This window comes from Ensifer sp. ENS11, assembly GCF_014851895.1.
GTDB classification, from domain to species: domain Bacteria; phylum Pseudomonadota; class Alphaproteobacteria; order Rhizobiales; family Rhizobiaceae; genus Ensifer; species Ensifer canadensis.
In genome coordinates this window covers 282276-309230 of the sequence record NZ_JACVAN010000006.1, presented here as the reverse complement: position 1 = coordinate 309230, position 26955 = coordinate 282276, and the positions used below count along the sequence as shown (strand labels likewise).

The 26955-nt window shown below is 62.5% G+C and carries 29 protein-coding genes; 13 read left to right on the top strand and 16 right to left on the bottom strand.

Annotated features, from left to right (window positions below):
- Window positions 1–84: 84 nt before the first annotated feature.
- Window positions 85–1086 carry a threo-3-hydroxy-L-aspartate ammonia-lyase gene (locus tag IB264_RS14765; protein WP_025427606.1) on the top strand — a complete coding sequence of 334 codons (1002 nt, stop codon included), beginning with the start codon at window positions 85–87 and terminating at the stop codon, window positions 1084–1086.
- 587 nt (window positions 1087–1673) lie between these two features.
- Window positions 1674–2423 (top strand): SDR family oxidoreductase, encoded by a 750-nt coding sequence (locus IB264_RS14760; protein ID WP_025427607.1) that lies wholly within the window; start codon window positions 1674–1676, stop codon window positions 2421–2423.
- A gap of 112 nt (window positions 2424–2535) precedes the next feature.
- Here IB264_RS14760 and IB264_RS14755 read toward each other — a convergent pair whose 3' ends face one another.
- Window positions 2536–2988 carry an Lrp/AsnC family transcriptional regulator gene (locus tag IB264_RS14755; protein ID WP_025427608.1) on the bottom strand — a complete coding sequence of 151 codons (453 nt, stop codon included), beginning with the start codon at window positions 2986–2988 and terminating at the stop codon, window positions 2536–2538.
- A 114-nt stretch (window positions 2989–3102) separates the two neighbouring features.
- On the opposite strand from IB264_RS14755, the gene IB264_RS14750 reads away from it, so the two are divergent.
- Entirely contained in the window at window positions 3103–4086 is a 984-nt protein-coding gene (locus IB264_RS14750) for a nucleoside recognition domain-containing protein (protein WP_025427609.1), read from the top strand.
- A gap of 21 nt (window positions 4087–4107) precedes the next feature.
- Here the strand turns inward: IB264_RS14750 and ftrA are convergent, their stop codons facing one another.
- Window positions 4108–5163, bottom strand: a complete 1056-nt coding sequence (gene ftrA, locus IB264_RS14745) for a transcriptional regulator FtrA (protein ID WP_051509172.1) — start codon at window positions 5161–5163, stop codon at window positions 4108–4110.
- Window positions 5164–5236: 73 nt separating this feature from the next.
- On the opposite strand from ftrA, the gene IB264_RS14740 reads away from it, so the two are divergent.
- From IB264_RS14740 to IB264_RS14730, 3 genes are all read left to right on the top strand, one after another.
- A complete protein-coding gene (locus tag IB264_RS14740) occupies window positions 5237–5668 on the top strand; it encodes a rhodanese-like domain-containing protein (protein WP_025427611.1) in 432 nt (143 codons plus the stop codon).
- 177 nt (window positions 5669–5845) lie between these two features.
- Complete coding sequence (locus tag IB264_RS14735) at window positions 5846–6316, top strand: GNAT family N-acetyltransferase (RefSeq protein WP_025427612.1); 471 nt, start codon at window positions 5846–5848, stop codon at window positions 6314–6316.
- A 398-nt stretch (window positions 6317–6714) separates the two neighbouring features.
- Window positions 6715–7134: a DUF1801 domain-containing protein gene (locus IB264_RS14730; RefSeq protein WP_025427613.1), complete on the top strand. Its 420-nt coding sequence runs from the start codon at window positions 6715–6717 to the stop codon at window positions 7132–7134.
- Between the two features lie 350 nt (window positions 7135–7484).
- On the opposite strand, the gene IB264_RS14725 is transcribed toward IB264_RS14730, so the two are convergent.
- The 5 genes from IB264_RS14725 to IB264_RS14705 all read right to left on the bottom strand — a co-directional run bounded on the left by IB264_RS14725 (window position 7485) and on the right by IB264_RS14705 (window position 12327).
- On the bottom strand, window positions 7485–8717 hold the full coding sequence (locus tag IB264_RS14725; RefSeq protein ID WP_025427614.1) for an HlyD family secretion protein: 1233 nt from the start codon (window positions 8715–8717) through the stop codon (window positions 7485–7487).
- A 3-nt stretch (window positions 8718–8720) separates the two neighbouring features.
- Window positions 8721–9185 carry a hypothetical protein gene (locus tag IB264_RS14720; RefSeq protein ID WP_025427615.1) on the bottom strand — a complete coding sequence of 155 codons (465 nt, stop codon included), beginning with the start codon at window positions 9183–9185 and terminating at the stop codon, window positions 8721–8723.
- A gap of 259 nt (window positions 9186–9444) precedes the next feature.
- Window positions 9445–10713 (bottom strand): NAD(P)/FAD-dependent oxidoreductase, encoded by a 1269-nt coding sequence (locus IB264_RS14715; RefSeq protein WP_025427616.1) that lies wholly within the window; start codon window positions 10711–10713, stop codon window positions 9445–9447.
- Window positions 10714–11143: 430 nt separating this feature from the next.
- Window positions 11144–12085: an HlyD family secretion protein gene (locus IB264_RS14710; RefSeq protein ID WP_025427617.1), complete on the bottom strand. Its 942-nt coding sequence runs from the start codon at window positions 12083–12085 to the stop codon at window positions 11144–11146.
- Window positions 12082–12327 (bottom strand): DUF3302 domain-containing protein, encoded by a 246-nt coding sequence (locus IB264_RS14705; RefSeq protein WP_025427618.1) that lies wholly within the window; start codon window positions 12325–12327, stop codon window positions 12082–12084. The genes IB264_RS14710 and IB264_RS14705 overlap by 4 nt, the downstream gene beginning before the upstream one ends.
- Before the next feature lie 587 nt (window positions 12328–12914).
- On the opposite strand from IB264_RS14705, the gene IB264_RS14700 reads away from it, so the two are divergent.
- Entirely contained in the window at window positions 12915–14603 is a 1689-nt protein-coding gene (locus IB264_RS14700) for an autotransporter outer membrane beta-barrel domain-containing protein (RefSeq protein ID WP_156408091.1), read from the top strand.
- A gap of 159 nt (window positions 14604–14762) precedes the next feature.
- On the opposite strand, the gene IB264_RS14695 is transcribed toward IB264_RS14700, so the two are convergent.
- Window positions 14763–15254, bottom strand: coding sequence for a MarR family winged helix-turn-helix transcriptional regulator (locus IB264_RS14695; protein ID WP_025427620.1), 492 nt, complete (start codon window positions 15252–15254; stop codon window positions 14763–14765).
- A gap of 154 nt (window positions 15255–15408) precedes the next feature.
- Between IB264_RS14695 and IB264_RS14690 the strand changes: the two genes are divergently transcribed.
- The 4 genes from IB264_RS14690 to IB264_RS14675 all read left to right on the top strand — a co-directional run bounded on the left by IB264_RS14690 (window position 15409) and on the right by IB264_RS14675 (window position 18004).
- Window positions 15409–15804 (top strand): Ohr family peroxiredoxin, encoded by a 396-nt coding sequence (locus tag IB264_RS14690; protein WP_025427621.1) that lies wholly within the window; start codon window positions 15409–15411, stop codon window positions 15802–15804.
- Between the two features lie 72 nt (window positions 15805–15876).
- Window positions 15877–16905, top strand: coding sequence for a DUF3095 family protein (locus tag IB264_RS14685; protein ID WP_025427622.1), 1029 nt, complete (start codon window positions 15877–15879; stop codon window positions 16903–16905).
- Between the two features lie 438 nt (window positions 16906–17343).
- Entirely contained in the window at window positions 17344–17610 is a 267-nt protein-coding gene (locus IB264_RS14680; RefSeq protein ID WP_025427623.1) for a hypothetical protein, read from the top strand.
- A gap of 124 nt (window positions 17611–17734) precedes the next feature.
- A complete protein-coding gene (locus tag IB264_RS14675) occupies window positions 17735–18004 on the top strand; it encodes an antibiotic biosynthesis monooxygenase (RefSeq protein WP_025427624.1) in 270 nt (89 codons plus the stop codon).
- A 17-nt stretch (window positions 18005–18021) separates the two neighbouring features.
- Here IB264_RS14675 and IB264_RS14670 read toward each other — a convergent pair whose 3' ends face one another.
- Both IB264_RS14670 and IB264_RS14665 read right to left on the bottom strand, forming a co-directional pair.
- Window positions 18022–18603 (bottom strand): isochorismatase family protein, encoded by a 582-nt coding sequence (locus IB264_RS14670; RefSeq protein ID WP_038577231.1) that lies wholly within the window; start codon window positions 18601–18603, stop codon window positions 18022–18024.
- Window positions 18604–18611: 8 nt separating this feature from the next.
- A complete protein-coding gene (locus IB264_RS14665; protein ID WP_025427626.1) occupies window positions 18612–19076 on the bottom strand; it encodes an Lrp/AsnC family transcriptional regulator in 465 nt (154 codons plus the stop codon).
- Window positions 19077–19275: 199 nt separating this feature from the next.
- On the opposite strand from IB264_RS14665, the gene IB264_RS14660 reads away from it, so the two are divergent.
- Entirely contained in the window at window positions 19276–19995 is a 720-nt protein-coding gene (locus IB264_RS14660; protein WP_025427627.1) for an aspartate/glutamate racemase family protein, read from the top strand.
- Between the two features lie 267 nt (window positions 19996–20262).
- Here the strand turns inward: IB264_RS14660 and IB264_RS14655 are convergent, their stop codons facing one another.
- From IB264_RS14655 to IB264_RS14645, 3 genes are all read right to left on the bottom strand, one after another.
- Window positions 20263–20637, bottom strand: a complete 375-nt coding sequence (locus tag IB264_RS14655; RefSeq protein WP_025427628.1) for a VOC family protein — start codon at window positions 20635–20637, stop codon at window positions 20263–20265.
- Window positions 20638–20838: 201 nt separating this feature from the next.
- A complete protein-coding gene (locus IB264_RS14650) occupies window positions 20839–22110 on the bottom strand; it encodes an NAD(P)/FAD-dependent oxidoreductase (RefSeq protein WP_025427629.1) in 1272 nt (423 codons plus the stop codon).
- Window positions 22111–22128: 18 nt separating this feature from the next.
- A complete protein-coding gene (locus tag IB264_RS14645) occupies window positions 22129–22533 on the bottom strand; it encodes a helix-turn-helix domain-containing protein (RefSeq protein WP_025427630.1) in 405 nt (134 codons plus the stop codon).
- A gap of 162 nt (window positions 22534–22695) precedes the next feature.
- Between IB264_RS14645 and IB264_RS14640 the strand changes: the two genes are divergently transcribed.
- Window positions 22696–23583: an NmrA family NAD(P)-binding protein gene (locus IB264_RS14640; protein ID WP_025427631.1), complete on the top strand. Its 888-nt coding sequence runs from the start codon at window positions 22696–22698 to the stop codon at window positions 23581–23583.
- 270 nt (window positions 23584–23853) lie between these two features.
- Here IB264_RS14640 and IB264_RS14635 read toward each other — a convergent pair whose 3' ends face one another.
- The 3 genes from IB264_RS14635 to IB264_RS14625 all read right to left on the bottom strand — a co-directional run bounded on the left by IB264_RS14635 (window position 23854) and on the right by IB264_RS14625 (window position 26844).
- Complete coding sequence (locus IB264_RS14635) at window positions 23854–25068, bottom strand: multidrug effflux MFS transporter (RefSeq protein ID WP_025427632.1); 1215 nt, start codon at window positions 25066–25068, stop codon at window positions 23854–23856.
- A 127-nt stretch (window positions 25069–25195) separates the two neighbouring features.
- Window positions 25196–25819, bottom strand: a complete 624-nt coding sequence (locus tag IB264_RS14630; protein WP_025427633.1) for a histidine phosphatase family protein — start codon at window positions 25817–25819, stop codon at window positions 25196–25198.
- Window positions 25820–26091: 272 nt separating this feature from the next.
- Window positions 26092–26844: a pyridoxine 5'-phosphate synthase gene (locus IB264_RS14625; RefSeq protein ID WP_025427634.1), complete on the bottom strand. Its 753-nt coding sequence runs from the start codon at window positions 26842–26844 to the stop codon at window positions 26092–26094.
- Window positions 26845–26955 lie beyond the last annotated feature (111 nt).

The following is a 26955-nucleotide window of genomic DNA, read 5'->3' as shown; positions in this document are numbered from 1 at the left end:
AAACGCCGGCGCGATGCTACATTGCCGTGCCTTGGAAAATTCCCTCTCGGCCCAGGGCCACCGCGTGCGCAATGGAGGTTTCTCGTGGTCAATCCTGCACCGGCACCCGCTTCGCTGCGCATCCCGACCTTCGACGATGTCCAGACCGCCCGAGCACGCATCGCCGGCGCGGCGCACCGCACGCCTGTGTTGACATCGCGAACTGCCGACGCCCAAGCCGGAGCGACCGTATTTTTCAAGGCGGAGAACCTGCAGCGTGCGGGCGCTTTCAAATTCCGTGGCGCGTACAACGCCATCGCTGCGCTGGACGCACGCTCCCGGCAGAATGGTGTCGTCGCCTTTTCCTCAGGCAATCACGCCCAGGCACTCGCCTATGCCGCGAGACTCCAGGGTGTTTCGGCGACAGTGGTCATGCCGCGCGACGCTCCGGAGATAAAGGTGGCGGCGACCAGGGGCTATGGAGCCGAGATCGTCTTTTACGATCGATATACGGAAGATCGTGCGGAGATAAGCCTGCGCCTTGCCGCCGACCGGGGCGCAGCGCTGATCCCTCCCTATGACCACCCGGATGTCATCGCCGGACAGGGTACCGCAGCACTGGAACTGATCGAGGATGTCGGGGAGATCGATTTGCTCGTCGTTCCGCTGGGCGGCGGCGGTTTGCTTGCCGGCAGCGCGCTCAGCGCCAGGGCGCTTTTGCCCGCCTGCTCCATTGTTGGCGTCGAGCCCGAGGCGGGAAACGACGGCCAGCAATCATTGCGCAAGGGCGAAGTGGTTCAGATCCCGGTGCCGAAGTCGATCGCTGATGGCGCGCTTGTCACCCATGTCGGCAACCACAACTTCGCCATCCTGAAAGACACGGTCGATGACATCGTCACGGTTACTGATGGGCAACTGGTCGAGACGATGCGGTTCTTTGCCGAGCGCATGAAGATCGTCGTGGAACCGACCGGCTGCCTGGCCGCGGCGGGCGTTTTGCAGGGGGCAATCGCCTGTGGCGGAAAGCGGGTGGGTATTCTGTTGAGCGGCGGCAACATCGATCTGAAAACCTTCAGCGCACTTCTAGAGCGCCGTGCGTTCAGATGAACGCACAAAGGACGCTCTAGCACTTTGATCCTAGAGCATCTTATCCGATTTCAGCGATTCCACTTGAAAGCAGGATGCTCTAGGCGGGCACTGAAGCGCGCACCCGCTTACCCTTCGGTTGCATCAATGCTAATATGCCCTCGATCGGTGAATGGGGATCGCCGCCATGATCGAGGGTCAAGCTTTCTACTATGTCCTGGTTTGGATGCTGGCTTTTGCCGTCTGGTTTTTCTTCTTCCGATGAATGTGAAGGATAGTCGGCCCTACAGCGCCGCGCGTCTTTTAGGATGCGCCAAGGTCGCTGTAGCACTTTGATTGACTGCATGTTTTTGCCCTTTGATCGGATAGGAGTAAAGGAAACATGCAGGTGCTTGAGCAGTCATCTTTGCCGCGGCGAACTTTCCAGGGTGCAGGGCAAACACGAGATCGTGGCAGATGCTACGCTTCGATCCGCTCAACCCTGACATCCGGACCGACCCTTCAAATTTTCGATGACCACCATCATTCAGTTGTCCCCATCGCAAATCGGGTGGGCGCTGCTTCTTGTCGGCGATACTCAGTGCGCCTCAACCAAGAGGAGCAAGTCCATGTCCATGCTGCAAGATAAGATCGCAATCGTCACCGGCGCGTCGTCGGGTATCGGCCGCGCGGTCGCAGAACTCTTCGCCACCGAAGGCGCGAAGGTGGTTTTGAACGCCCGCACCCAAGCACCACTCAATGCCGTGGTGGAGGCTATCCGTGCCGAGGGCGGCGAAGCGATCGCCGTCAGCGGCGATGTCGCTGACGAAGATACCCATGCCCGGCTGATTGAGGCCGCCATCAGCCGGTTCGGCGGCCTCGACATTGCCGTCAACAATGCCGGCGCCGTCGGCGCGGTCAGGCCGCTTGCCGAGATCACGGCCGCAGAATGGCAGGAGGTGCTGGCCGCCAACTTCACCTCCGCCTTCCTCGGCGCCCGCCACCAGATCCCGGCAATGCTCAAGCGCGGCGGCGGATCGCTGGTCTTCACCTCGACCTTCGTCGGCACCAGCGTCGGCATCCCCGGCATGGGCGCCTATGGCGCCTCCAAGGCGGGGTTGATGGGGCTGGTCAAGGGCATCACCGCCGACTATGGCGCGAGCGGCATCCGCGCCAATGCCCTGCTCCCGGGCGGCGTCGACACGCCGGCTGCCGGCAGCCAGGAGCAGAAGGAATGGGCCGCAGGCCTGCATGCGATGAAGCGGATCGCCCAACCGGAGGAAATCGCCCGGGCGGCGCTATTCCTGGCAAGCCCGATGGCAAGCTTCGTTGCCGGCACCGCGCTCTACGCCGATGGCGGCAACGCCGCGGTCAAATGACCATAGCGGCAACGCCGTTGTTGCGCGCCGGAGTAGATCGCCCCGGCGCCTTCGTTTGATGCCGCAGATCGGGGTGCAGTGCCTGCGAAGCTCGTCCAGTTACATCGAAGCTTCAAAGCGGGATTGCCGTCGTCTCCTTGCCGGTGCGGATCACGAAGCTGGTGTAGTATCGCGCGACATTGCTCCCTTCCCCGAACAGTCGCTCGGTGAGCGCGTCGAGTTCGTCCATGTCCTTCAGGCGCAGCATCAGAAGCGCATCGGTCGCGCCGCTGACGCTATAGGCCTGGGTCACCGCCGCCTCGGCGGCGACCATATCGAGAAAACGGCGCACATATTGTTCGCCGTGGCGCTCCAGCTCGACGGTGATGATCGCCTTCACCCCTCGGCCCGCTTTTGCGGGATTGAGAACGGCAACGACGCGGTCGATGATACCAGCGGATCTTAAGCGCCTGATGCGCCGCAGGCAGCTCGACGGCGACAGCCCGACCTCGGTGGCAAGATCAGCGTTGGTTCGCGACGCATCCTCCTGCATCAGCTTGAGCAGCTTTCTGTCGATCCGATCCATTCCATCCCCCAATTTATGCGCGTGCAATTTTATTGCACATATTCGCATATTTTGACCACAACTGCGAATGGCCCCGCGCTAGTCCTTGGACAACCCATTCAAGGAGGCATCGCCATGACCGTTCACATCATCCTCTACCGCAAGACGCTCGCCACTCTCGAAATCTACTGGGACCTGGTGCGCATCATCGTTCCCGTCACGATCGTCACCCATGTCCTGCAGGAACTCGGCGTGATCCGGGCGGTCGCACCGGCCTTCGAACCGCTGATGACGCTCGTCGGGCTGCCGCCCGAGCTCGCCTTCGCCTGGCTCACCGGCCTCTTGGTCGGCATCTGGGGCGCGGTCGTGGTCGTCTTTGCGCTGGTGCCGGTTTCGGAACTGACGACCGCCGACATGACCATCTTTTCGGCGCTGATGCTGGTGGCCCACGCCATCCCGATCGAACAGCGCATCATCCAAAAAGCAGGCCCTGGCTTCCTGGTCACAGGGGCGCTCAGGATCGGCGGCGGCCTCATCTTCGCGGCACTGCTACACCAGGTCTTCGCGGCAACCGGCTGGCTCGCCACGCCGCTCAACCCCACATGGATACCGGTCAACGAAGGCTCCGGCTGGATCGCTTTCGCGCTCAGCACGCTGAAGACGCTCGCCACCATGCTCGTCGTGCTCTTGGCCTTGAGCTGGACGATCGAGATCCTCAAGCTGGTGGGCCTCCTCGGCTGGCTGAACCGGGGCATGGCGCCGCTCTTCCGCCTTGCGGGCATAAAGCCGCAGACGGTGCCGTTTGCCGCCGTCGGCGTACTCTTGGGGATCTCATATGGCGGCGCGCTGCTGATCCGTGAGGCACGCGAGGCGAATGTCGAGCCGCGCCAGGTCTTCCTCGCGTGCGTCTTCATGGGCTTTGGCCACAGCCTGGTGGAGGATACGCTGGTCGTGGTTGCCCTCGGCGCCGATTTCACCAGCGTGTTCTTCGGTCGCCTAGTCTTTGCCATAGCGGCAACGGCGATCGTCGCCCGGGTCATCGTCTCGGCGCCGGACGCCGTGTTCTTCAAGTCGTACTTCCGCAGGAACGGCAGCGAACTTGCCCCGTCGGAGGCGTAGTGGCAGCAGGGCGCGGTCCGGCTACTCGGCCGCGACCTCGGCCGGCGCACCCGCTTGCGCTGCCACCCGCCCGAACATGGCGCGATAGGCGGCGGGCGTCGTCGAAAGCTGCTGGCGAAAGTGATGCCGCAGCGTCTGGGTCGAGCCGAAGCCCGAGCCTTCGGCCACCTGTTCCATGCCAACAGTGCTTTCCTCCAGCAACTGCCGGGCCCGCGCCAGCCGCTCGCCAAGCAGCCAGCGCGCCGGCGTTGTGCCGGTGGCCGCCTCGAAGCGGCGCAGGAAGGTGCGTTCGCTCATGCCCGCTGCTTTCGCCAGCGCCGCGATCGAGAAATCCTCACCGAGCCGCGCGCGCATCCGGTCGATCAAGGGCCCGAGGCGCGCGCTCTCGTGCACTTCCGGCACCGCCCTTTCGATAAATTGCGCCTGCCCGCCATCGCGGTGTGGCGGCACGACGAGGCGCCGCGCCACCCTGTTTGCCGCCTCGCTGCCGAAATCGCGGCGAATGAGATGCAGGCAGAGATCGATGCCGGCGGCACTGCCGGCAGACGTCAGCACCGCGCCGCTATCGACATAGAGCACGTCGGGCACCACCTCGACATCAGGGTAGAGCGCCCTGAGCTTGTCGGTGTAGCGCCAATGGGTCGTTGCCCTGAGGCCAGAGAGCAGACCGGCCGCCGCCAGCACGAAGACGCCGGAGCAGATGGAGAGAACCCGCGCGCCGCGCGCATGTGCCGCCCGCAGGGCCTGGCACAGGGCTTCAGGCACCGGGGTATCGGCACCGCGCCAGCCGGGCACGATGATGGTTCCGGCCTCAGCCAGGAGATCGAGCCCGCCATCGGCCGTCAGCCTGATGCCGCCGGTGGCCCTCAGTTCCCCCGGTTCGATCGCCGCAACGGCGAAGCAATACCACCCCTCGCCCATCTCAGGCCTGGGCAGGCCGAACATCTCCACCGCCACGCCGAACTCGAAGGTGCAGAGACCATCATAGGCGAGAGCGACGACGAGTGGATTGGCTGGTGATGGCGATGTGACAGACGGTTTTGGCATGATCTTGAGCATATATGGCAAACCTGCCATCTGCCAGCCCCTTTCCGACATTGCTACAACCCTCCTCGTCAACCGCCCAAGGCCAGAGCCACAGGAGAGAAAGATGAGCTACGTCACCGAAACCCAGGCCGCAGCACCCGAGATCGCCATTGCCCATTTCGCCCGCCGCCTGAGCGTCGAGACCGATTGCTCCGACGTTGCCGCCGCGCTGAAGAAGGGCGAACAGGATTTCGTGCTGCTGCACGTGGTCGGAACCGAGGCCGCCTATGCCCGCCGCCATGTGCCGGGCGCGATCCACCTGCCCCACCGCGAGATCAGCGCAGAGCGTTTGGCCGAATGGCCGGCCGACACCCTGTTCGTCCCCTATTGCGCTGGGCCGCATTGCAACGGCGCCGACCAGGCGGCGCTGAAGATCGCCCGGCTCGGACGACCGGTGAAGATCATGATCGGCGGCATTACCGGCTGGGAAGACGAAGGCCTGGCCTTCGCTTCAGGCGCCGCCCCCGGCGAACCCCGGCTGCTGCTTGCCGCCTGAGCGCTACTCCTGCGATGCAGATGGCCCGCGGATCAGGCGGGCCATCGCTGGCTCCCCGGGCCGGATTCGATTGTGCGCGTATCCATGCACTCCACCAAACGGCCACCTTGGCGGATCGGCGCAAACACGCCAAGGTAGCCGGCAGGATCACCCCTGCCAGCCCCCTTGAGGAGCCCTATGACGATTGCCATTTCCACGCGCCCATTCGAGCATCGCGATGTCGCCACGGTGCTGGCGCTGATGCGCGGTCTTGCCGTCTTCGAAGGCTATATCGACAAGTTTGCCGTCACTGAGCGGGACCTGATCGACCACGGCCTTTGCGACAGCCCGCGCTTCGGGGTCTTCGTGGCGGAGCTCGACGGTCGCGTCGTCGGCATCGCCGTCCAGTATGTCATTCCCTGGACCTATGACCTGAAGCCAACGGTGGTTTTGAAGGAACTGTTCGTCGAGGAAACCGCGCGCTCTTCAGGCGCGGGCGCTGCCCTCATCGAAGCGCTGAAGCGCTACGCCGCCGAAATCGGCGCGCCGCGCATCAACTGGACCGTGCTTGCCGGCAACGCCCCGGCCAAACGCTTCTACCGGCGTCACGGCGGCGGGCCCGACGAAGTCTGGGAACCGTGGACGATGCCGGTGCCGTCAGGCAACTAACCGACATCGCGGCAGTGAGCGCGTTCGCAAGCGCACGCAGACGCGGGTGACAGCACCTGTGCGGCGCAACGGCCGCTCGTTGTATGGGATGGTCTATCGTTGCAATTCATGCTGCCCCCTCGACCTAGCGCCCGCCCGCACCATATTGCCGCGCAAGCCGGAAAATGGCGTCACGCGGTGTCCTCCCGTTGCGGAAACGACGGCGCTGCGCTTCACGCCGCAACACATTAATCCCGCTGCATAATACCTTGAATCGATTCCGATTTGAGGCATTGTGCGGTGGCAATTGCGCCGCCCAAGCAGTCGAGGAGCCAGGACGGCGTTTCTGGCACGAGCAAAGTAAGCGCAGTTTTTGCCGGCGGAAGAAACGGAGCCGGAAGTCGGAGGATAGAGGCCCAATGAATGCATCGGAACACATCGACCAGTTGATTGCCGGGATTAGCGACTGGCGCGGCAAGACACTCGCCAGCCTGCGCAAAAGCATCCTTGGAGCAGACAAGGAGATAGCAGAGGAATGGAAGTGGATGGGAAGCCCGGTGTGGTCTCGCGATGGCATCATCGCGGTCGGCAACGCCCACAAGGATAAGGTGAAGCTTACCTTCTCTCACGGCGCGAGCCTGCCGGACCCTGAAAATCTGTTCAACAACGGCTTTGGCGGCAAGGTCTGGCGCGCGATCGACGTCTTTGAAGGTGACGAGATCGACGAGCGCGCGCTGCAGAACCTCGTCCGCGCCGCCATCGACTACAACCAGGCCAAGGCGAAGAAGAAGGCGTCTTCGGGCAGCCGGGCAAAGGCGGCCAAAAACACGGACGCATGATGCGGCCGCTTGTCCCTGCCGGCGCCGACACAGGACTGGCGACAAACCGACTGTTCGCTATTTTGCAAGAATGGAAATGGCGTTGCGAAGCGGCACAAGAATTGCGCTCCGGTGCGTTTGGTCATGCCCGCCGGATCGTTGCCAGGGCGCGCCGCATATCCACCTAGAGCATTTCCAGGAAAAGTGCGAAGCGGTTTTCCGTCAGGGAATGCGCAAAAACAAAGAGATAGAGCGTGTCCGTGACTCCGTTTAAACCGGAAACGCTCTAGCCCCTCCCGCGTGCCGACCGACGGAAAAGGTGGCGCGAACACGCGCCGCGCCGTTTTGCCGTCAACAGATGCGGCGGACCGTCAGTGCCCGCCGAGCACCAGTGTCTGCACCGGCAGCATCAGCGCCTGCATACGCAGGATCATCGCATGCACCAGGCCGACCGTGTCGACAACGTGCAGATAGATCCCGCGCAGCGTGCTGGTGCCGGGTGCTTCCAACTCGTCATGGCTGTTGGTGTAAGCGTTGGCGATGCAACTGCTGCCCGGTGGAAGCCCTTCGAGGCCGCCGGGATAGAGCGGCTCAAGGTAAACGGTGATCGTGCCGGGCGCCGCCAGTTGCGAGAGGTCGATCAGTTGATCGCTCGCCCTCAGCTGTCCGCCGGCGATCACGGCCTGCACCTCCGTCACCACCATCGGGATGATGGTGAAGGGTTTGCCGACGCAGGTGGCCTCGGCAATCATGCCGACTTTCAACACCTGCGCCTCGATCTGGCCGAACCCGGCGATCAGCGCCACGCGACCGGCCTCAGACGGTACCATAATGCCCGCCGGGCGCAGCATCGGGTTGACGACTTCGCCGACCCTGAGCGTGAATTGCTGCAGCGTGCCGGAAAAGCCGGCGCGCACGGTGGTCTTGTCGAGCTCCACCTGAGCCTGTTTGAGGGCTGCCTCGGCGCTTGCCTTCTGCGATGGCAGCAGCGACGCGATCTTCGTTTCCAGCGTGCGCTTGTTGGCAGTGGCCGCGTCGACCGCTCCCCTGCGGCCGTCAGCCGCCACCTGCAGCCGCTCGATCTCACGCGGAGCCACGACATTGGGGTTGCGGCGCATCAGCTCCGTCTGGGTCTCGAGCTGGTCCTGTGCCTGAAGAAAGGCGCCTTGCGCCTGCTGGATCAGCCCGTCGGCGGCGGCAAGCTCAGTCTGCGCCACCGTGGTTTCGGCCTCGACCTCGGCAATCTGCCGACGTGCAAGCTCGATCGCCGCTTCCTGTTCGGTACTGTCGAGCTTGAACAGCGGCGCACCAGCCTCCACCATTTGATGGCGCTGGACATAGACCTCGGCCACACGCCCGCCCGTCTCCGGCAGAATGGTAACGGTGCGGAACACCGAGGTGACGTTCTTGGTCGACGGATGGAAATAGAACACCAGGGTGATCAATGTCAGCGTCAGCATCAGACAGGCGGTGATGCCGTACCGAAGTTCGAACCAGACGGAATAGAGCGTGATTTCGTGGCCGAACCTCTTGCCCTGGACATACCGGCGAAAGAGATAGTCGGGAAGGATGGTCAGCATCGAGCAAAGCAGGAACTCGAACATGGCTCATGCCCTCCCATCATTCGAGGTCGGCTCGACCCTGGTTTCGACAGCCGACGCCGCCGGCTCGGGAACAACAGGGTGATCGACACGGACGTGCCCATGGGCGTCCAGCTCCGGCTCCGGTTCGCGGCCCGACATTTTCTCCAGCGAACGCGCGATCGATCTGAGCGGCGACCAGATGTCGGGCAGATCCACCAGAGCCAAGATCAACCCCGCGATCCAGAAGAGATGATTGTGCGTAAACAGCGCGATCAGCGCCAGCACTGCCACGACCTCGAACTTCGCCTTGCTCCCCCCGTGGGCCATCTGCTCGGGCAGGGCATGCAGGCGCAGGTAGAGCGTGCCGATCCCGAAGATTGCGAGCAGCAGGAACACCACGACGAAATTGAACAGAAGGTCAGACTGCCCGGGCGGCGTGACGAACATCGGCAGATGTTCGATCGCTTTTGGATGTATCAAGTCTGCCATCTCCGTCTCCCCCAACGCATGTCAGGTTATAGTCTCGATTTCAGAGAGTTAGCACACAATTTGCGCTTGTAAGCAAAGTCTTTTTTACCGTATCCCCGATCACGGTTGATATCAGCCGGTCGCGTCCGGCGGGCCTTGCCGGCCACCGCCCCTCCATCATTGCGTCAGGAGCCAGCGAGCCCTTGTAGAGGCACACTCACCTGTAGAGGCACACTCACCACCCGCGATGCTCAGGCCCGCCGGCTGTCATGCCGCACCGCTATTGCCCGTCGCGCAAAGTCTCTTTCTGGGTAATCAACCGGGCGCTGTGCTGGCCACTCAAATAGGTCCAGAACCAGCTCCAGGCGACGGCGAAGCGGCTGCGCGTGCCGATCAGGAAATAGATATGGGCGATGCCCCAGATCCACCAGGCAAGCGCACCCTTGAGCTTGAAGCGGCCGAAATCGATGATCGCCGCCCGCCGACCGATCGTCGCCAGGCTGCCCTGATGGCGGTAGCGAAAATCGCCGGGCGGCTTGCCGCCACCAAGGCGTGCGCGGATGACCTTCGCGACATAGGCACCCTGCTGCTTTGCGGCCGGCGCGATCCCCGGCACCGGCTTGCCTCCGTCATAGGTGACGGAGGCCGTATCGCCGATGACGAAGATATCGTCATGACCTGGCGCCTCAAGATCGGCGCCGACGATCGCGCGGCCGGCCCGATCCTCGGCAATGCCGAGCCAACGGGCGGCGGGCGACGCCTGGACGCCGGCGGCCCAGACGAGCGTCCGGCTGGCAACGAAAGTCTCGCCGATCGTCACCCCTTCGGCGGTGCAGTCCGTCACCGGCGTTCCGGTCCGGACCTCCACGCCCAACCTTTCCAGTTCACGCCGGGCATAATCGGACAGGTCCTCGCTGAAGGCAGCCAGAATGCGCGGCCCCGCCTCCACCAGGATCACCCGGGCCTTTCGGGTATCGATGCGGCGAAACTCGCTCGGCAGCGTGCGGTGGGCCATTTCGGCGATGATGCCGGCAAGCTCGACGCCCGTCGGCCCGGCGCCGATCACGGTGAAGGTCAACAGCGCCTCGCGCACGGCCGGGTCTTCCTCGAGTTCCGCCTTTTCGAAAGCGATGAGCACGCGGCGACGGATGGTGGTCGCGTCCTCCAGCGTCTTCAGACCCGGCGCCACCGGCTCCCATTCGTCATGGCCGAAATAGGCATGCGTCGCGCCGGTGGCGATCGCCAGCGTGTCGTAGCCGATCGCCTGCCCGCCCTTGAGCGTCACCGTCTTGGCGGCAGCATCGACGCCGGTAACCTCGCCCAGAAGCGTCGTTACCTCCGGCCGGTCGCGATAGAGATTGCGGATCGGCCAGGCGATCTCCGACGTAGCGATCAGCGTGGTCGCGACCTGGTAGAGCAGCGGCTGGAATAGATGGTGGTTTCGCCGGTCGATCAGCGTGATACGCACCGGCGCGCCGGCAAGCCCGTTGACGAGCTGCAGCCCGCCAAACCCTCCACCGACGACGACGACATGATGCCTGTCCTGCATGGCCATGATCCCGATTTGACTTTTCTCAAATGTGGAGCGGCGCCGCGCCAACACAACCGCCGGCTTCGTATGCCACCCTTGCAAAATCGGTCATGGCGCTGGCACCGGCGTTGCAATAATGTGTTGGGCTACCGTAGACGGGTGCCGGAAGTCGGTGCTGGCAGGATCGTTTCCCCCTCTCCCTGCGAGGCGGCCTTCGGCGCCGTGTGGCTGGCGCAATGCCGCCCTTCAGCTGCTGCTGGTCATTTGCAGAACGCATTCGAGAGCAGTGGCAGCCTCACCTATTGGGCAACGTCGGCCAAGCATGGGTTCAGCACGCGATTTCCGAAAATGGACTCCGGGCATGGGACATGATTGCTTGCAGCTGGCCGCCCTACGCCCGCAGCCGTTTACACAAGCACTGATCGTTTCGCCCCGATCTAGCCCTCAGTCAGAAGGGGTTGATGTAGTTCGTGATCGCGATCTGCCGAAGCAGGACTTTCCGGATCACATGGGCCGCGCTGACATGTTCGGTAAAGATCGCCGCATCCCCCGTGCTTCCTGCGGGCAGACGATTGGCAAACTCGGCGTCATCAAGTTTTACCCTGACAACGAACGGCAGCGTCTCGATGGTCTTCGATGAAACGGCAGTGCCCGACGTCTGCGTCTGTCCGGTCGCCACCGCCTGGAGAATGCTCTCAACCTTGCCGCCGTAGACTTTTCCGGGCTCGTACTTGAACGTCACCTCAACAGGCTGACCGGGCTCGACATAGCGCGCATCGATCTGCGGCACCTCGACGCCGATGATCGTCTCCGAGGTATCGATGAAGGCCATGACCGGTGATAGCGGCAGATTGGCGACACGCGCGCCCGTGCGCAGCGCTAGGTTCGTCACGTAGCCATCGGCAGGAGCACGGACGATGGTTTTTTCGAGGTTCCAGTTGGCTCCCACCAACTGCGCCTCCAATTGATCGACCTCGGCCTGATATTGTTCGACATCGAACGCGCGTCCGGCGGGAGTCGTCTGCAATCTCGTTTTCTCCGCCAGCCGCAACTGGCTCAACTTGAGCTGGGCCTGCAGAGCATTGACCTGCGACTGATAGGGAGCGGGATCGATACGGAACAGCACGTCACCAACCCTTAGCGGCGAATTCGCCTTGACCGGCACCTCGACCACTTCGCCCGCGACGCTGGGCACTATGGCGACGGAATTGCGCACGACGAGTGCGGGTCCTTGCGGTGCGCCCCAGTTCATCGGGATGAACAGGCCGACCAGCAGGATGAGCAGGACCAGTATCGGTGAGACCTTCCAGAACAGATTGAACGGGACAATCCGAAACTTCACCAGGCAGAACAGGATGACCAGATAGACGTTGAGAAGAACAACGATCATTGTCCAAGCTCCACCTTGGAGACACGGGGAACGTCAACATAGGCCCAGATCAGGACGATCGGCCAAAGGGCGAAACCCAACAGCAGCGTCACCCAACCGCCCACCGTCACCGCTTCGGCCCACGGATGGTTCCGCTTTTTGGCGATCATCCCGGGCAGCATGGCCAGGAAGACGATCACCGCGACGGTGCTTAAGACCAGGACGACAAGCACGATCCACGCAAATAGGTCGATAAGGCTCATGGCCAAATCCCTTCGTTGAGGCGTAAACACTATTGAGCCAGGCATGGCCGTGGCCTCTGGCATGAGCGAGCCGACCCGCGCTGCCGGCAAGGACGCTGAACAGATCGGCTCAGGCTAGCCAATGCCGCTCGCGTGGGAAGTACGTAACAGTTAATCCGATGCCGACGTCGGCACGGCCGAGAAGACGGCATGACGGCCTTGGCCCGTGGCGGGCGCCCTCGCGCAACGACGGGTGCAACCGTGTCTCTTTCACCTTTGAACCGCCCGCACGGGCGGCTCCGCATTGTCCCCGACGACGTTGGTCGAGCATCGGCAACGGCTTTGTCGAGTTCGGCCCGATTGCCAGGCATGCGGGAAAAACCGCCATCGAACCACTAGAATTGCACGGTGGGAGTGCGGCAAGCTTTGAGGAAATATACAAATGGAGTCGGTGCGGCGGGGCAGTCGCCTGCCGCCTCGGGGGCAAGGGGAATAGCGCCAGGAAGCGGCTTGGAGCGATTGACGATACTTCGCTGCGGCAGGAATGTCGCAGAGCGTTTGGGGGAAGCATGCGCAGAGCTGATTTCCATGTCCGACAAGCGGCGTCGATGGCATATCTGGGTGCGGCGCTGATTGCCGGCCTCTGCAGTTTTGGGGCAGCCGGCGACGCATTAGCCGCGAACTGCAGTTCCCGCGGCGGCCTGGCCTATCTCGGCAACACGAAAGGGGCCACCCGCTCTGTCTGGCTTTCCGGAACCAGCGCCGGGTCTTTCGGCCTCGAGGCGGCTCAGGGCAATCAGACAGTCGACACCTGGAGCAAGAGCAAGCGCGGCCTCCATCTCTCGCTTTCGCCGGTCGTTTCAAACGGCAACGGTGGCACGCACAAGCTCTATGACACATCGAGCGGAAAACCGTGCCTGCTCGACACCCAGAACCAGGTGCGTAATATCATCTTTCCGAACATCGACTGGCCCGACGGCCGCCCGGATGTTGGCCCACAGCCGGTGTTTCCGGGTTTCAACTTGCCCGATGGCCGACCGGACGTCGGCCCGCAGCCGGTGTTTCCGGGTTTCAACTTGCCCGATGGCCGACCGGACGTCGGCCCACAGCCGGTGTTTCCGGGTTTCAACTTGCCCGATGGCCGACCGGACGTCGGCCCACAGCCGGTGTTTCCGGGTTTCCACTTGCCCGACGGCCGCCCGGATGTCGGCCCCCAGCCGGTGTTCCCGGGTTTCAACTTGCCCGATGGCCGCCCGGACGTCGGCCCGCAGCCGGTGTTTCCGGGGTTCACGCCGCGCACCCCGACCGCCATCAGAGGCGGCCGCGTGGTCGCAGCCCCCACGCCGGACACCTGTATCGACCCGCGGTCGATAAATTCCAACAAGCAACAGCGCGACCTGCCGATCTGCCGGGACCTCGCTGCCGAAGAAGCCGCCGCCCAAAGCGCCGACCGATCACAGGTGCCGTTGACGCCGGGCCGCGATCTGCCAGCGCCCTCGCTCTGGAACTTCTGGTCGGATATCCAGTTCGCAGACATATCCGACGAACGTTATGACCGCGACAGCGACACGCTCGCCCGCTCGTTGACGATGGGTCTCGATCGCCGCATCACCAACGACCTCGTCGTCGGCATGACCGTTTCCCTTGAGAACAGTTCGACCGATGCGTTCGACGGCACATTGGGCATCGACACCGACGGCTTCAGCTTCGGCCCCTATGCGGCCTACCGTCTGTCGAAACACTGGGCGATCGACGGATCGCTGACATACGGGCGCTACAACAACGATATCGACCTGAGCGTGCTGAGTGGCCGACAGGATTCGGAGCGTCTTGCCGGCGAAATCTCGCTCCACGGCCAATATAAGGTCGATGCCTATTTCATCCGCCCCAAGGTCTCCGTCAATTGGTCCCATATCGACAGCGGCGCCTACGACCTCTCGGGCAGCATCCTCAACATACCGGTCAGCGTTTCCCTTCCCGGCGACAGCTTCAATTATGGCGTCCTCGATCTCTCGACCGAGATCAGCCGTTATTTCCGTCTGCCGGACGGGCAGCCGTTTCTCGCCTTCGCCGAACTCGGTGCCGAATACCAATTCGAGCGGCCCAACGACGGCAAGATCCTGACCGGCGACCTGTCGGAAGTGACGCCCTCGCCCTGGGCGTTTTCGCTTCGCTCGGGCTTCCGAATGCTGGTGAACGACAACCTCCAGATCGAAGCGACGGGCGGCTATTTGAGCTTCGGCCAGAAAGATCTCGATGTCTGGGAGGGCAAGCTCCACGTCGCGTGGAGCTTCTGACAGGTCCTAGAGCATTTCCAGCAAACGTGCGAAGCGGTTTTTCGTCAGGAAATGCGGAAAAACAAAGAGATAGAGCGCTTCCGTGATTCCGCCTAACGCTCTGACTATCTCCTGCGAGCCGACAAGCGGCGAATCTGCCCGGCTCCTGGCTACCGAACGTCATGTTTTCTCAGGATGCGTCGCACGCAACAGGTTGTCGCGCAACTTCACCACGGTTTGCTGCACCACCGGAAAATCGTCTCCGAGACCGATCACATCCGTCAATGCTGCGCCGGGCTCCATTTCGACCAGTTTGCGTCCAGCCGCTGTCAGCGTCACGCGGACCTGCCTTTCATCGGCCGGATCGCGCCGGCGCTGCAGATAGCCCTCGGACTCGAGCTTCTTGAGGATCGGCGTCAGCGTGTTCGACTCCAGGAAGAGCTTCTCGCCGAGCGTGCCCACGGTCTGTTCGTCTTCCTCGGAAAGCGCCACCATGGTCACGTATTGAGTATAGGTCAGACCGAGCTTGTCCAGCAGTGGCTTGTAGGCGCGACCGAAGGCGAGGTTTGCCGAGTAGATCGCAAAGCACAGAAAATTCGAAAGCTTCCTGCCGCCGTATTCGGCCTGCGACGCGGAAACGTCGGCACCTTTTGCTGTTGGGGATTTGGGCATGGGTATATCCTGTTCCATTGTCCTCGTTGTCGACCCTTATATAAATCGCATCCGATTAAATCGCAATGGTATTGACATCCGGTTTGGGTTGGCATATTTACATCGCATCCGATTATAGTGGATGCGATAAAACTTAACCAGAAAGGATTTCACCATGACCGAGAAGCTCCTCTTCACCGGCAAGACCCACAACACCGGCGGCCGCAACGGCGGCACGCGCAGCGACGATGGCATGCTTGACCTCAAGCTGGCGCAGCCGCATCCGGCCGCTGAAAACCTCTTCGGTGCTGCCTGGTCCGCGTGCTACATCGGTGCGATCGAGGTCGCCGCCTCCCAGAGAAAGATCAAGCTTACGGCCGGACCCGAGGTCAACACCGAGATCGATCTGAACGTTAATGACGGCTCCTACTTCCTGCGCGCACGTCTCAATGTCAGCCTGCCGGGCCTCGACCGCGACGTCGCCCATGAACTGATCCATGCAGCCCACGAGATCTGCCCCTATTCCAAGGCGACACGCGGCAACATCGATGTCGAGACCAATCTGGTCTGAAGGCCATCCGGTCAGGTCTGGCCGCTCACCCGGCAGACCTGACCTCCCCTTATGCCCACTTGGAGAACACGGATGAGCAACAGCCACACCCAGCCGCCGCAAGCCTATAGTGAGTTCTCTGATGTGGTCGACCCGGCCATCTATGAGCCATTGCCCGACGATTGGCACATCGCCATTACCGATGTCGTCGACTCGACCTCGGCGATCAGGTCCGGGCGCTATGAGGACGTCAACTTTGCCGGCGCCTCCGCGATCGTCGCCTTCGGCAACGCCCGGGGGACGTTCGATTTTCCCTTCGTGTTTCGTGGCGACGGCGCGGCATTCGCCCTGCCGCCGGAGGCGGCCGCAACCGCGGCATCGACCTTGCGTCAGGTCGCGGCCTTTGCGAGCGACAGCCTTGGCCTGACGCTTCGAACCGGGTTGTTGTCCGTGCGCGAAGTCCGCGCCAACGGAAGCGATGTCAGGATCGCCCGCTACGCGGCATCGCAAGACGCCACCTATACCATGTTTGCCGGTGGCGGATTGAAATGGGCGGAACAGCAGATCAAGCGCGGGCGCTACCTGATAAGGCCGGACAGGGATACGACGCAACCGAACCTGACCGGTCTCCGGTGCGAATGGAAGCCGTTTCCCAGCCAGCGCGGTGAAATTCTCTCCTTGCTGGTAGAGCCGACCGAACAGACCGGCGCTCAGGACTTTGCCGCCCTGGCGAGAAGCGTCCTTGCCGTTCTCGAGGCCGGGCAGCGCCAGGCTCATCCGGTGCCGGAGGCGGTCGCGGTACCAAAGGATGAGCGGATGGATGTCGACCCGGCGCGCTGGTCGACGGTCGCGGCCAATTCGGATTTCCGCAAGTGCGATGACGGCTTGCGCCTGACGCTCGATTGCACGCATGAGCAGATCGACCGGGTCGAAGCCATCCTTGTCGCCGCCAGACAACGCGGCGAAGTCAGTTTCGGTCTACACCGCCAGTCTCATGCGCTGATGACCTGCCTGATCCCATCCGGCAGACCTGATTCACACCTACATTTTCTCGACGGAATGGACGGCGGCTATGCCAGGGCCGCGGAAATGCTGGCACCTGCCAAACAAGCTGCGGCGTGATTATTGGCGGGCGGCAAAGGCCATCCACTTTCATATCCACCTCCAGCAAACCGACATCCAGTAGATTCGCTAGGCAGTTGACAGAAACATCGCAAGCCCCGGACGGGGCCGTCCAAGCCCTCCATATCAAGCTTGCGATGGGCTACCGGATGCCGGCGCCCACAGCCGAGCCCTCACCCCGGTTTACCATTTCATTCTGTCGCGACCGCTCGTGAAGCATTCGACACCAGAGCGCGAGGGTCGCCAAGTGAAACAACCGAAAGCTCAGCCGCGACAGAACGACCCAATGAATGCGATTTTTCCGAATTAATCCAAAGTGATTGCAGAGATATCTTTCGGATGGGCGGGTCGAAAACAGCCACATTCGTAGCATCATTGAAATGAACGTTACCAAACGCAGCAGTGTAGTTGAATATTTGACCCACAAGGGAGGACATCATGCCTACCGTTATGGCTTATCACGATGTCAAAGACACCAAACACTGGCTCGCCTCGCCGCTCCGCAAGCAGATCTTCGAACCGATCGGCGTCACAAACATCCGCACATTTGTAGACCCTCAGGCATCCAACCGCGTCGGCTTGGTCATGGATGTTGCCGACATGGCAAAATTGGAGGCCTTCATGCAGACAAAAGCGGCAGCGGATGCGATGACGCATGATGGCGTGCTGCCCGAAACTCTGGTGTTACTCGTCCAATCCCAGTAACCGGGGTGCCGCATCCGACATCATGCCAAGACGGTCTTAAGGCGCTTGCGCCGATGTCTCGGCATCACAAAGGCCCCTCCGGGCAGGACACTCGTCCCAACCCAACCTGACGCAGGAGGATGATATGACGACATTGTTCGTAAGACACGAAGTCTTCGACTACGCGGCCTGGCGCAGGGTATACGATGCGTTTTCGCCGGTGCAGAAGGCAAACGGCGTTTTGGCGGAGGCGGTTTATCAAGCCCCTGACAATCCCAACGATGTTACCGTAACCCATGAGTTTGCCACGCTTGAAGCGGCTCAGGCGTTCGGCAACCTGGACGAATTGAAAACGGCAATGCGCAACGGCGGTGTGCAAGGCACGCCGACAGTGTGGTTTGCCAACAAGGCATGAGATAGCCCGGAGTGGCATCACCCCGCCTGCGCCATCGCCGGCTCGAAGCCGATTTCGTCGATGGTTCCGACCAGCACGATCTCGTCGCCGAGCGACCATTCGGCGGCCCGCGCCGCCATGTGCGCCGGGACCTTTTCCGAGCCGCCCGGCCCCGGTGGCACGTCATAGGTGGCGTGCGCGTCGTGGGCGAGGATCACCTGGAAGCCGAGGTCCATCGCCCGGCGCGCCGTTGCCGCCAAACACATTTCCGACAGCATGCCGCAGATGGCGATGGTTTCGACCCGATGGCTCCTCAGCCGCGCCTCCAGATCGGTGTCGTGAAAACCATCGTCGACGGACTTGCGCACGACCGTTTCACCGGGGCTCGCATCGAAGAACAACTGCCAGCCGTCCGTGCCCGGCTCGTCCGGCGCACCCTTTTCCCCGTCGTTCTGCACGAAGATGATGGGGACTGCCTTTTCGCGCGCGCGCTCAAGCAGCCGGCCGACGGCCCGCTGCAGCGACAGAAGATCCGGCACCGCATCCGCACCCGATATGAAGGCGCGCTGCACGTCGACGACCACAAGCGCCTCGGCCAGTTTGATGCCGTTCTCGCTCATCGTCTCAATCACTCCGCATAATCGACCGGCACCGCGGTGCCGCTCTTCAGGATCTCCATCGAGATAGACGCGGAAACGTCGAAGAGCTCCACCTTGCGCACGATCTGTTTGTAGACCACGTCGTAGTGTTCGACCCGCGGCAACACGACCTTGACGATATAGTCGTAGTTGCCGGTCAGGCGATGCGCCTCGACGATCTCGGGGATGTCGCTGATCGCCCGGCGAAATGTCTCGATCCACTCGTCGGAGTGATGCGCAGTCTTGATCATCGCGAACACGGTGGTCGGCACGCCCATGCGCTCGCGGTTGAGAACGACGATACGCTTGGCGATGTAACCTGCCTCTTCCAGCCGCTGGATGCGGCGCGAACAGGCGGACAGCGAAAGGTTCACCCGGTCGGCAAGTTCGCCGACGGCCATGCTCCCATCCTGCTGCAACAGCGTCAAAAGCTTCCTGTCTCTCTCGTCCAGCACGCTCACCACTCCCATTTCATCGAAACGATACGCTGCATATTTGCACAATCAACAGTCATTGCGCAATTCATTCGCGCTAAACGACCATTCTCGCGCCATCAAAGCGAACCATTGCGGACGAAGGTCCGGCATAGTTTCCCCATCGAAAACAGCTGGCCGCACTTCGGTGCGGATGGCGACAGGATCAGGGAAAGAAACGATGGAAATGCGCAAGATCGGTCTTATCGGCGGCATGAGCTTCGAAAGCTCGGTGGTCTATTACCGCATGGTCAACGAGGCCGTTCGCGAGCGGCTGGGCGCGCTGCATTCGGCCGAGGTGCTGCTGCACTCCGTCGACTTCCAGTCGATCGTCGACCTGCAGAAGGCCGGCCGCTGGGACGACGCCGCCAGGCGGCTTGCCGATGTTGCCCATGGGCTGAAGACGGCCGGTGCCGACTGCGTGCTGATCTGCACCAACACCATGCACCTGATCGCCGACGCCGTGCAGGCGGCCGTCGACATTCCGCTGATCAACATCATCGACGAGACCGGAGCCCGCCTCAAGGCCGCCGGCGTTCGCAAGCCGCTGCTGCTTGCCACCCGCTACACGATGGAGCACGGCTTTTACGCCGAGCGCATGAAGAGCCACGGCATCGAAGTGATGGTGCCCGACGCTGCTGGCCGCACGCTGACGCACAACATCATCTTCGACGAGCTTTGCGCCGGCAAGGTGCTGAGCCCTTCCCGCAAGGCGCTGATCGACCTGATCGACACGGCGGAGGCCGAAGGGGCCGATGCCGTCATCCTTGGCTGCACCGAGATCTGCCTGATCCTCGACCCGAAGAGCCTGCCGCTGCCGGGCTTCGACTCCACCGCGATCCACGCCGACGCCGCCGTCGAATTCGCCCTCGGCGTCGAGGATTTGCGCCGCGCCGCATAAGCCAGGATCGGGCGTTCCCCGATCCGCACCGACCGCAAACGAAAATGGCCTCCAGCCTGCGCTGTGGGCCATTTTCCGTTGATCCATGCGGCATGCTCGGTCCCTTACAGCGCCGCGCGTCTTATTAGACGCGCAAAGGTCGCTGTAGCACTTTGAATGGCTGCATGTTTTGATCCTTAAATCGAATAGGATTTAAGGAAACATGCAGTAGGCGCAATTGCCGCGCCGCGTGCTTGACGTTTGCCGCCGTTCAGGTGCGTCGGATGTTCAAGCCGTTTCCTGCCCGCTGCGTGGCCCGCGAAGGCCGATGCAGTTGCCCCAGGGGTCGCGAACCTGGCACATCCACAACCCGTCTTCGATCGCAAGCGGGCCGCGATAGAGCGGCGCGCCCAGACCGTTGAAATCGGCAAGCGCCCGGTCGAAATCCTCGACCTGCCAATAGACGACCGAACCGGCCGCGCCGCTCGCCACCTTCTCGTCCGCCGGCACGATTTCCAGATGGGTCGAACCGATCTTCAGATACTCGAAATCGAAGGCGTCCAGACGGCGACGTTCTGCGCTTGGGAAGGCGCGCTGATACCAGGAAAGCCCTGCATCCACATCGGCGACATGCACCAGAACCGCAGCCACAAATTCTGTCATCACAACACCTCGCCAACGCAAAGAACCATTTGAGGGTCGGCATTTCCGTCCCTCTACAGCGCCGCGCGTCCATGACGCGCAAAGGACGCCGTAACACCTTATATTTGCTGCATAATTCCTTAAATCGAATCCAACTTGAGGAATTATGCTGAGCGGGCCTTATACAGGGTTTGCACGCGGATGCGCGGTCTCGCGGTACGCTCAGGCGGGCACGGCGACAGCGCTTTCGGCGACCGGCTGCGCGCATATCGCCTGCCAGTCGCACTCCTTGAGGCCCGCGGCTGCAAAGGGGTCGATCAGCGTGCCCGAAACTATCGAGGCGAGCAGCGCCGGCGAAGGCGGAATGCGCGCGATCGTTGCCACCAGCCGGTCGCGCAGCCAGGCAAGCGCTGCGGAGTCCGATTGGTAGAAGGGCGTGAACGCCAGCGACAGCAGCTGGAACAGCGCCATATGGTTGCGCCTCGCCCGGCCATACGCGGCCAGCGCCGCGTCGATATCGTCGGTAAGCGACAAAGTGTGGGCAAGCGTCGCCGCATCGATCAGCGCCATGTTGGCGCCCTGCCCCAGTTGCGGGCTGGTCGAATGCGCGCTGTCGCCGACAAAAGCGACGCGGCCCGACGTCGGCGGGCGCAAGGTGCGGTGGGCATAGCGCGCCAGCGTCAGTTGGTCCCAATCGTCGATCTGGTCGAGCAGCGGCGCGCAATCCGGCCAGTAGTCGCGAATTGCCGCCTTCCATCTGTCCAGACCCGCCGCCTTCACGGCGTCGGCATCGCCGACCTTGACGCTCCAGAAGAAGGCAACATGGTCTCGCGCCTTCGGTCGCGCCCGGCCCGCCGGCAGGATGCCGATCATCACCTTGGCGCGGTCGTAGCGCTGTGTCAGTGCGTTTGGATCATGGGTCAGGCCGTCACTGTCGAGCGTCGCCCAGAAGGCGCCATAGGCAAGCTCGCGCACGCCGGGCGCCGTCGCGGCACCCGCCGCAATGGTCGAGCGGGCACCGGTCGCGTCGATGACGAGATCATAGCGCCCCGCCTCCTGGCCGGCGGCATCCGTCAGCACCGCCTTTTCGCCCGAGGTCTTGGCCGCGGTCAGCGTCATGCCGGTGCGAATGGCAATGCCGGCCGCTGTAACTGCATCATGCAACACGCCGAACAGCGCTGCGCGCTGAACGGCCAGCCCGAAGCGACCGCCCGCAAGCGCGTCATAGCGCACGTCGAGCACCGTGCGGCCGCTCCTGGCATCGGCGCCGTGCAGCCGGTCGATGCGGCTGCCGAGCGCCATGATCGGCTGAAGCAACCCGAGCGCGGCGAGCGCCGTCAGCCCCGTCGGCTGCAGCATCAGCCCGGAGCCGACCGGCGCGACGTCCGCGAAACGTTCCAGGATTTCAACGCGGTGGCCCTGCCGCGCAAGCAAAAGCGCCGAGGCAAGCCCGGCCGGCCCGGCGCCGGCAATACCGATATCGAGTCTCTTCATGCAGTCAGCAATAGCCGCTCAAGGCGCGCCGTCATAGGCCTGGCGCGAGGCGCGGATTGCCACATGGTTGGCAGCCGACCAATCGACAAAATGCTTCAGCAATTCGTGCAACGAGCGCCCGAGATCGGTCAGCGCATATTCCACGCTCGGCGGCTGCGTCGGAAAGACCGTGCGACTGATATAGCCGTCGCGCTGCAGGTCGCGCAGCGTCTGCGTCAGCATGCGCTGGGAGATATCGGGGATCAGCCGCCGAAGTTCCGAGAAGCGCAACGCCCCGTCGGCCAGCGACAGGATCATCAGCGAGTTCCACTTGCCGCCGATGTTGTCCATGACGTCGCGCACCGGGCAATTCTCGACATCCATCGGCACGCCGCAGACCATCGCCACGCGCTTGCCCTTCACATCACCACTGAGCTTGTTCATGGGCCGGTACCCTTTTTGTAACCACGGCAGAAAAAACTGCCTCCTTTACAGCTCTTACCAGATTACTAGATTAGAGCAACTCTCAAAAAGAGACCAACAACCGGCAGACGTGCTTTCCCTCCCGAAGCGTCGGCTGGCATCACAGAGAAAAAGGAAAAGTTCATGTCCGATACATTGCTCGTGACCGGCGCCACCGGCCAGCTCGGCAAGCTCGTGCTCGATGCGCTGCTTGCATCCGGCAAGGTCCAGCCGGCCAACATCATCGCCACCAGCCGCGATACGGCAAAGCTTTCCGACTATGTCGGCAAGGGCGTGCAGGCACGTGTCGCCGACTTCGACGATCCGGCCTCGCTCGACCGGGCCTTTGCCGGCGCCGACCGCATCCTGATCATCTCCACCGATGCGCTCGACCAGCCGGGCAAGCGCCTGCATCAGCATCTGGCAGCCGTCGCGGCCGCGAAGAAGGCCGGCGCCAAGCACATCCTCTACACCTCGATGCCGAACCCGGAGACCTCGGTCATCCCGTTTGCGCCCGATCATCTCGGCACCGAAAACGCCATCAAGGCAACCGGCATCCCCTACACGATCCTGCGCAACGGCTGGTATATGGAAAACCTGTTCATGGCGCTGCCGCATGCGCTGGAAACCGGACAGTGGTACTCGTCCTCGGGCAAGGGCCGCCTCGCCCACCTCGCCCGCGCCGATGCCGCAAAGGCCGCCGCAGCAGCCCTGCTTTCAGCCGGCGATGAAAGCCGCACGTTCACGCTGACCGGCCCGGAGCTGCGCTCGACCGACGAGATCGCCGCTCTCGTCTCCAAGGCTGCCGGCAAGCCGCTCGACGTCGTCCACATTTCCGACGACGCGCTGGCCGGCGGGCTGAAGGGCGCGGGCCTGCCCGACTTCCTCATCCCGATCGTCGTCTCCTTCGACGCCAACACCCGCGAGGGCCATATCGACATGGTGACGAGCGACGTGACGACCCTGACCGGCGCCACCCCCCTGCCGCTCACCGCCTTCCTCGAAGCCAGCAGGGCAAGACTTGCCGGCTGAATGGTAAGCGCCCTCATTCCTGTGCCTGTCACAGGAATCTAGCCAGCCCAAGTCTTTGGGCTGAAAGGTCTTTTGACCCGACAGACGTCGGGTCACTGGATCCCCGCCACAAGGGCGAGGATGAGAAGGACGGGATGTCTCTCGCATCAAACAGGGGATCTCGGTCGTTTGTCATCAGCCGGGCCGGCAAATGCCGGCTTTCGGTCCGCCAACACCCCATTGCTTCCAAGCTTTCCCCACGGCCTGCCCAATCTTCGCAGCCCTCTATCGTTATCGGACGGCCTCCACCGGCCCGACATCTCCCCGCACCGCGATCTCGGCCAGAACGAGAGCGCTGATGCCCGCGAGGAAGAAACCCGCCGACAGGTTCAGCGTCGTGCCGTTGTAAAAGGCGCCCAGACCGATGGCAAACAGGGTCGCGATCAGGCTCGATCCGGAGGCGATCAACGATGCGCCGAGGCCCGCAACCTGGCCAAGCGAGCGCATAGCCATGGCGTTCAGGTTGCCGAACAGCACCCCGACTGCAAAGAACGCCGCAAAGCCGAGCACCATCAGCACGGTCAGTGGCGGCCGTCCGCCCCAAAAAATGGATGCCGCCAGCATCATCAGTCCCGCCGTCGCCAGCCCGACAAAACCATAGCGTGCCATTGTCTCCGCCCCAAAGCGCTGCACAAGTTTTGCGTTGAGGAACGAAGCAAGCCCGATCCCTGTGGCCAGCATCGCAAAATACAATGGGAAGGTTTGTCCGATCCCATAGGCATCGAAGAAGAGATCGGCCGCCGTGCTGAGGTAAAGGAGCTGCGCACCGAAGACGAGCCCGGTCGCCACGATCAGCAGCGTCACGCGCCGATTTGACAGGATACGCCGCCCGTTCGACAGCAGAAGCCTCGGACGAAAGGGAATGCGTTTCCCGGCCGGCAATGTTTCCGGTTGCCGCATGACCAGCCACAACCCGAGAAGGCCTGCCACAGCGAGATAGACCACGAAGACGCTGCGCCAGCCGCCGACCGCGATGATACCCTGCGCCAACGTCGGAGCCAGCATCGGCACGAGAATGAAGAGCGTGAACATGAATGACATGACGCGGGCCATGGCATCGCCCTCGAACTGGTCGCGGATCATCGCCCGCGTGGCGATCTTCGGTCCGGAGACGCCGACCCCCTGAAGAAATCGGCCGAGAATCACCATTTCGAGTGAGCCTGCCACCATGGCGATGACCGTACCGAGCGCATAGACGCCAAGGCCCAGAACAAGCGCTTTCTTTCGTCCCATCGCGTCGGAGAGCGGGCCCAGCAGCAACTCTCCGAACGCCATGCCGAGGATGAAAAGCGATATGATGTGCTGGGTAGAGAGCGGCGGCGCAACGCCGACATCGGCCCCGATCTGACGCAAGCCCGGCAACAGCGCATCGATGCTGATGGAGGTTAGCGAGGTCAGAAGGGCATAGAGAGCGATACGCTCGCGGAAACTGGTGGGAGATGTCATTAGCCGCACACAAAGGAAAAGATAGGCTCGACCTATAGCAGTCAAGCCGCAGGTTTGCGCGCGCCAGTCGCAAGACTCGTTCGAGAAACTTTGCTCCTGAAAGTTCAGCGTCTCGGTTTCACGGCGCTCAGGAGTTCAGGTGGGAGGCATCCGCCAGGCTGATGACTGCCCGATTTCGGAAGAAATCGTCCTGGCGCAGATGCGTGATGCTCCCGGATTTTGCCGGGAAACTCAGGAAGCCCGAGGCATCGATCGGTATCTTCATCCACGCGGCAAGGACCAGCGTGAGTGTAAAGCCATGGGTCACGATGATCTGTGTCTCGCAAGGCCGCTCGACGATCGCGTTCACGCAAGGGTAGACACGGGCTGCCACGTCGCGCCGGGTTTCCGCGCCATCGATGCCGCAATGGTAATCGAGCCGGTTGTCGTCCGGCGCCGGGCTATACCGTGCGTCGAGCCACGCCTGGGGTTTGCCGCCCGCCACACCGTAGCTGATTTCCCTGAGATCGGCGGTCTCCGTCACCGGCCGCTGGAAGCGCTTTGCAATGGCAGCCGCCGTCTGCGATGCGCGGCGAAGATCCGAGCTATGGATCTCCACCTCGTTCCCGCCGATGAGGTCCAGCAGCTGCTCGGCAGTTGCCGCCGCGTCCTCGTGGCCGCGAGTTGTCAGGTCGGTGTCGTACCAGCCTCCCACCTTGTCCTCTTCGTGGTGGATGGATTGAGTGTGGGTGACGACGAAAATGTCTTTCATATCGGCAATCTCATGAATTTCGCCTCGTCGGTCCGGTTTTCGCGACACAGCAACTGCATGGCGCGCCTTAAATCGGAATCGATCGACGGAGAAAATTATGCAGAAATTTTAAAATGTTACAGCGCCGCGCGGCGCTGCAAGAGTGAACATTCCGCCATGCCAGCGCTTGCGGAATACGTCGCGAAACTCGCGACGTCCCCATGGGCTCCGCGCCCGCCTGCCGCTCTGAATGGCGCGCCCGTCAGGGACTGCGTCGCCTGCAAATGGTGGCTTCAAACCGTCTGGCCGCAGGCGCGGCGGAAGCGGCGCACGGTTTCGGCCATGCCATACTCCAGCGCATCTGCCGTCAGGCCATGGCCGATCGACACTTCGGCGAGGTTGGGGATGTGCCTGGCGAGCAGCGGCAGATTGGCGACTGTCAGGTCGTGCCCGGCATTGACCTCGAGCCCGAGGCTGGCGGCGATTTCCGCCGTGCGGCCGAGTTCGGCGGCAATCTTTTCCGCCTTCTCGGGGTCGTCATAGCAACCGCCATAGGGGCCGGTATAAAGCTCGATGCGGTCGGCACCCGTCTCCTTGGCAATGCGTAGCGCCTCGGTGTCCTCGTCGCCATCGGCAAACAGCGAAACGCGAAAGCCCTTTTTCTTCAGCCGACCAACGACGCTGCCGAGCAGGTTGTGGTTCTTGCGGAAGTCCCAGCCATGGTCTGAGGTCGCCTGCGCCGGATCGTCAGGTACCAGCGTCACCTGTTCCGGCTCGTGCGTTTCGACGAGGCGTAGAAACTCCTCGTTCGGGTAGCCTTCCATGTTGAACTCGGTCGCTGAGAATTCGTCGTCGATGAGATCGCGGATCGGCTGCAGATCGGAGAAGCGCACATGGCGCTGGTCGGGGCGCGGATGCACCGTCAGCCCGCTTGCGCCGGCTTCAAGAGCAATGCGGCCGAGCGCAGTGACGGACGGCCAGGGAAGATCGCGCCGGTTGCGCAGCATGGCAACGGCATTCAGATTCACGGACAGTTTTGCGGGCATGTCGGAACTTTCCAGAGGCGGGCAATGTCAATGCAATGTTCTACTGCATAATTGTAAAAACAGAAAACAGTTTGGACCAAGATTATGCAGCAATTCCAAAGAGTACGTTCG

What these genes read in the sequence shown, in the direction of transcription:
- IB264_RS14760 (WP_025427607.1), top strand. Translation starts at nt 1,674, where the DNA reads ATGTCCATGCTGCAAGATAAGATCGCAATCGTCACCGGCGCGTCGTCG.
- IB264_RS14755 (WP_025427608.1), bottom strand. Translation starts at nt 2,988, where the DNA reads ATGGATCGGATCGACAGAAAGCTGCTCAAGCTGATGCAGGAGGATGCG.
- IB264_RS14750 (WP_025427609.1), top strand. Translation starts at nt 3,103, where the DNA reads ATGACCGTTCACATCATCCTCTACCGCAAGACGCTCGCCACTCTCGAA.
- ftrA (WP_051509172.1), bottom strand. Translation starts at nt 5,163, where the DNA reads ATGGCAGGTTTGCCATATATGCTCAAGATCATGCCAAAACCGTCTGTC.
- IB264_RS14740 (WP_025427611.1), top strand. Translation starts at nt 5,237, where the DNA reads ATGAGCTACGTCACCGAAACCCAGGCCGCAGCACCCGAGATCGCCATT.
- IB264_RS14735 (WP_025427612.1), top strand. Translation starts at nt 5,846, where the DNA reads ATGACGATTGCCATTTCCACGCGCCCATTCGAGCATCGCGATGTCGCC.
- IB264_RS14730 (WP_025427613.1), top strand. Translation starts at nt 6,715, where the DNA reads ATGAATGCATCGGAACACATCGACCAGTTGATTGCCGGGATTAGCGAC.
- IB264_RS14725 (WP_025427614.1), bottom strand. Translation starts at nt 8,717, where the DNA reads ATGTTCGAGTTCCTGCTTTGCTCGATGCTGACCATCCTTCCCGACTAT.
- IB264_RS14720 (WP_025427615.1), bottom strand. Translation starts at nt 9,185, where the DNA reads ATGGCAGACTTGATACATCCAAAAGCGATCGAACATCTGCCGATGTTC.
- IB264_RS14715 (WP_025427616.1), bottom strand. Translation starts at nt 10,713, where the DNA reads ATGCAGGACAGGCATCATGTCGTCGTCGTCGGTGGAGGGTTTGGCGGG.
- IB264_RS14710 (WP_025427617.1), bottom strand. Translation starts at nt 12,085, where the DNA reads ATGATCGTTGTTCTTCTCAACGTCTATCTGGTCATCCTGTTCTGCCTG.
- IB264_RS14705 (WP_025427618.1), bottom strand. Translation starts at nt 12,327, where the DNA reads ATGAGCCTTATCGACCTATTTGCGTGGATCGTGCTTGTCGTCCTGGTC.
- IB264_RS14700 (WP_156408091.1), top strand. Translation starts at nt 12,915, where the DNA reads ATGGCATATCTGGGTGCGGCGCTGATTGCCGGCCTCTGCAGTTTTGGG.
- IB264_RS14695 (WP_025427620.1), bottom strand. Translation starts at nt 15,254, where the DNA reads ATGCCCAAATCCCCAACAGCAAAAGGTGCCGACGTTTCCGCGTCGCAG.
- IB264_RS14690 (WP_025427621.1), top strand. Translation starts at nt 15,409, where the DNA reads ATGACCGAGAAGCTCCTCTTCACCGGCAAGACCCACAACACCGGCGGC.
- IB264_RS14685 (WP_025427622.1), top strand. Translation starts at nt 15,877, where the DNA reads ATGAGCAACAGCCACACCCAGCCGCCGCAAGCCTATAGTGAGTTCTCT.
- IB264_RS14680 (WP_025427623.1), top strand. Translation starts at nt 17,344, where the DNA reads ATGCCTACCGTTATGGCTTATCACGATGTCAAAGACACCAAACACTGG.
- IB264_RS14675 (WP_025427624.1), top strand. Translation starts at nt 17,735, where the DNA reads ATGACGACATTGTTCGTAAGACACGAAGTCTTCGACTACGCGGCCTGG.
- IB264_RS14670 (WP_038577231.1), bottom strand. Translation starts at nt 18,603, where the DNA reads ATGAGCGAGAACGGCATCAAACTGGCCGAGGCGCTTGTGGTCGTCGAC.
- IB264_RS14660 (WP_025427627.1), top strand. Translation starts at nt 19,276, where the DNA reads ATGGAAATGCGCAAGATCGGTCTTATCGGCGGCATGAGCTTCGAAAGC.
- IB264_RS14655 (WP_025427628.1), bottom strand. Translation starts at nt 20,637, where the DNA reads ATGACAGAATTTGTGGCTGCGGTTCTGGTGCATGTCGCCGATGTGGAT.
- IB264_RS14650 (WP_025427629.1), bottom strand. Translation starts at nt 22,110, where the DNA reads ATGAAGAGACTCGATATCGGTATTGCCGGCGCCGGGCCGGCCGGGCTT.
- IB264_RS14645 (WP_025427630.1), bottom strand. Translation starts at nt 22,533, where the DNA reads ATGAACAAGCTCAGTGGTGATGTGAAGGGCAAGCGCGTGGCGATGGTC.
- IB264_RS14640 (WP_025427631.1), top strand. Translation starts at nt 22,696, where the DNA reads ATGTCCGATACATTGCTCGTGACCGGCGCCACCGGCCAGCTCGGCAAG.
- IB264_RS14635 (WP_025427632.1), bottom strand. Translation starts at nt 25,068, where the DNA reads ATGACATCTCCCACCAGTTTCCGCGAGCGTATCGCTCTCTATGCCCTT.
- IB264_RS14630 (WP_025427633.1), bottom strand. Translation starts at nt 25,819, where the DNA reads ATGAAAGACATTTTCGTCGTCACCCACACTCAATCCATCCACCACGAA.
- IB264_RS14625 (WP_025427634.1), bottom strand. Translation starts at nt 26,844, where the DNA reads ATGCCCGCAAAACTGTCCGTGAATCTGAATGCCGTTGCCATGCTGCGC.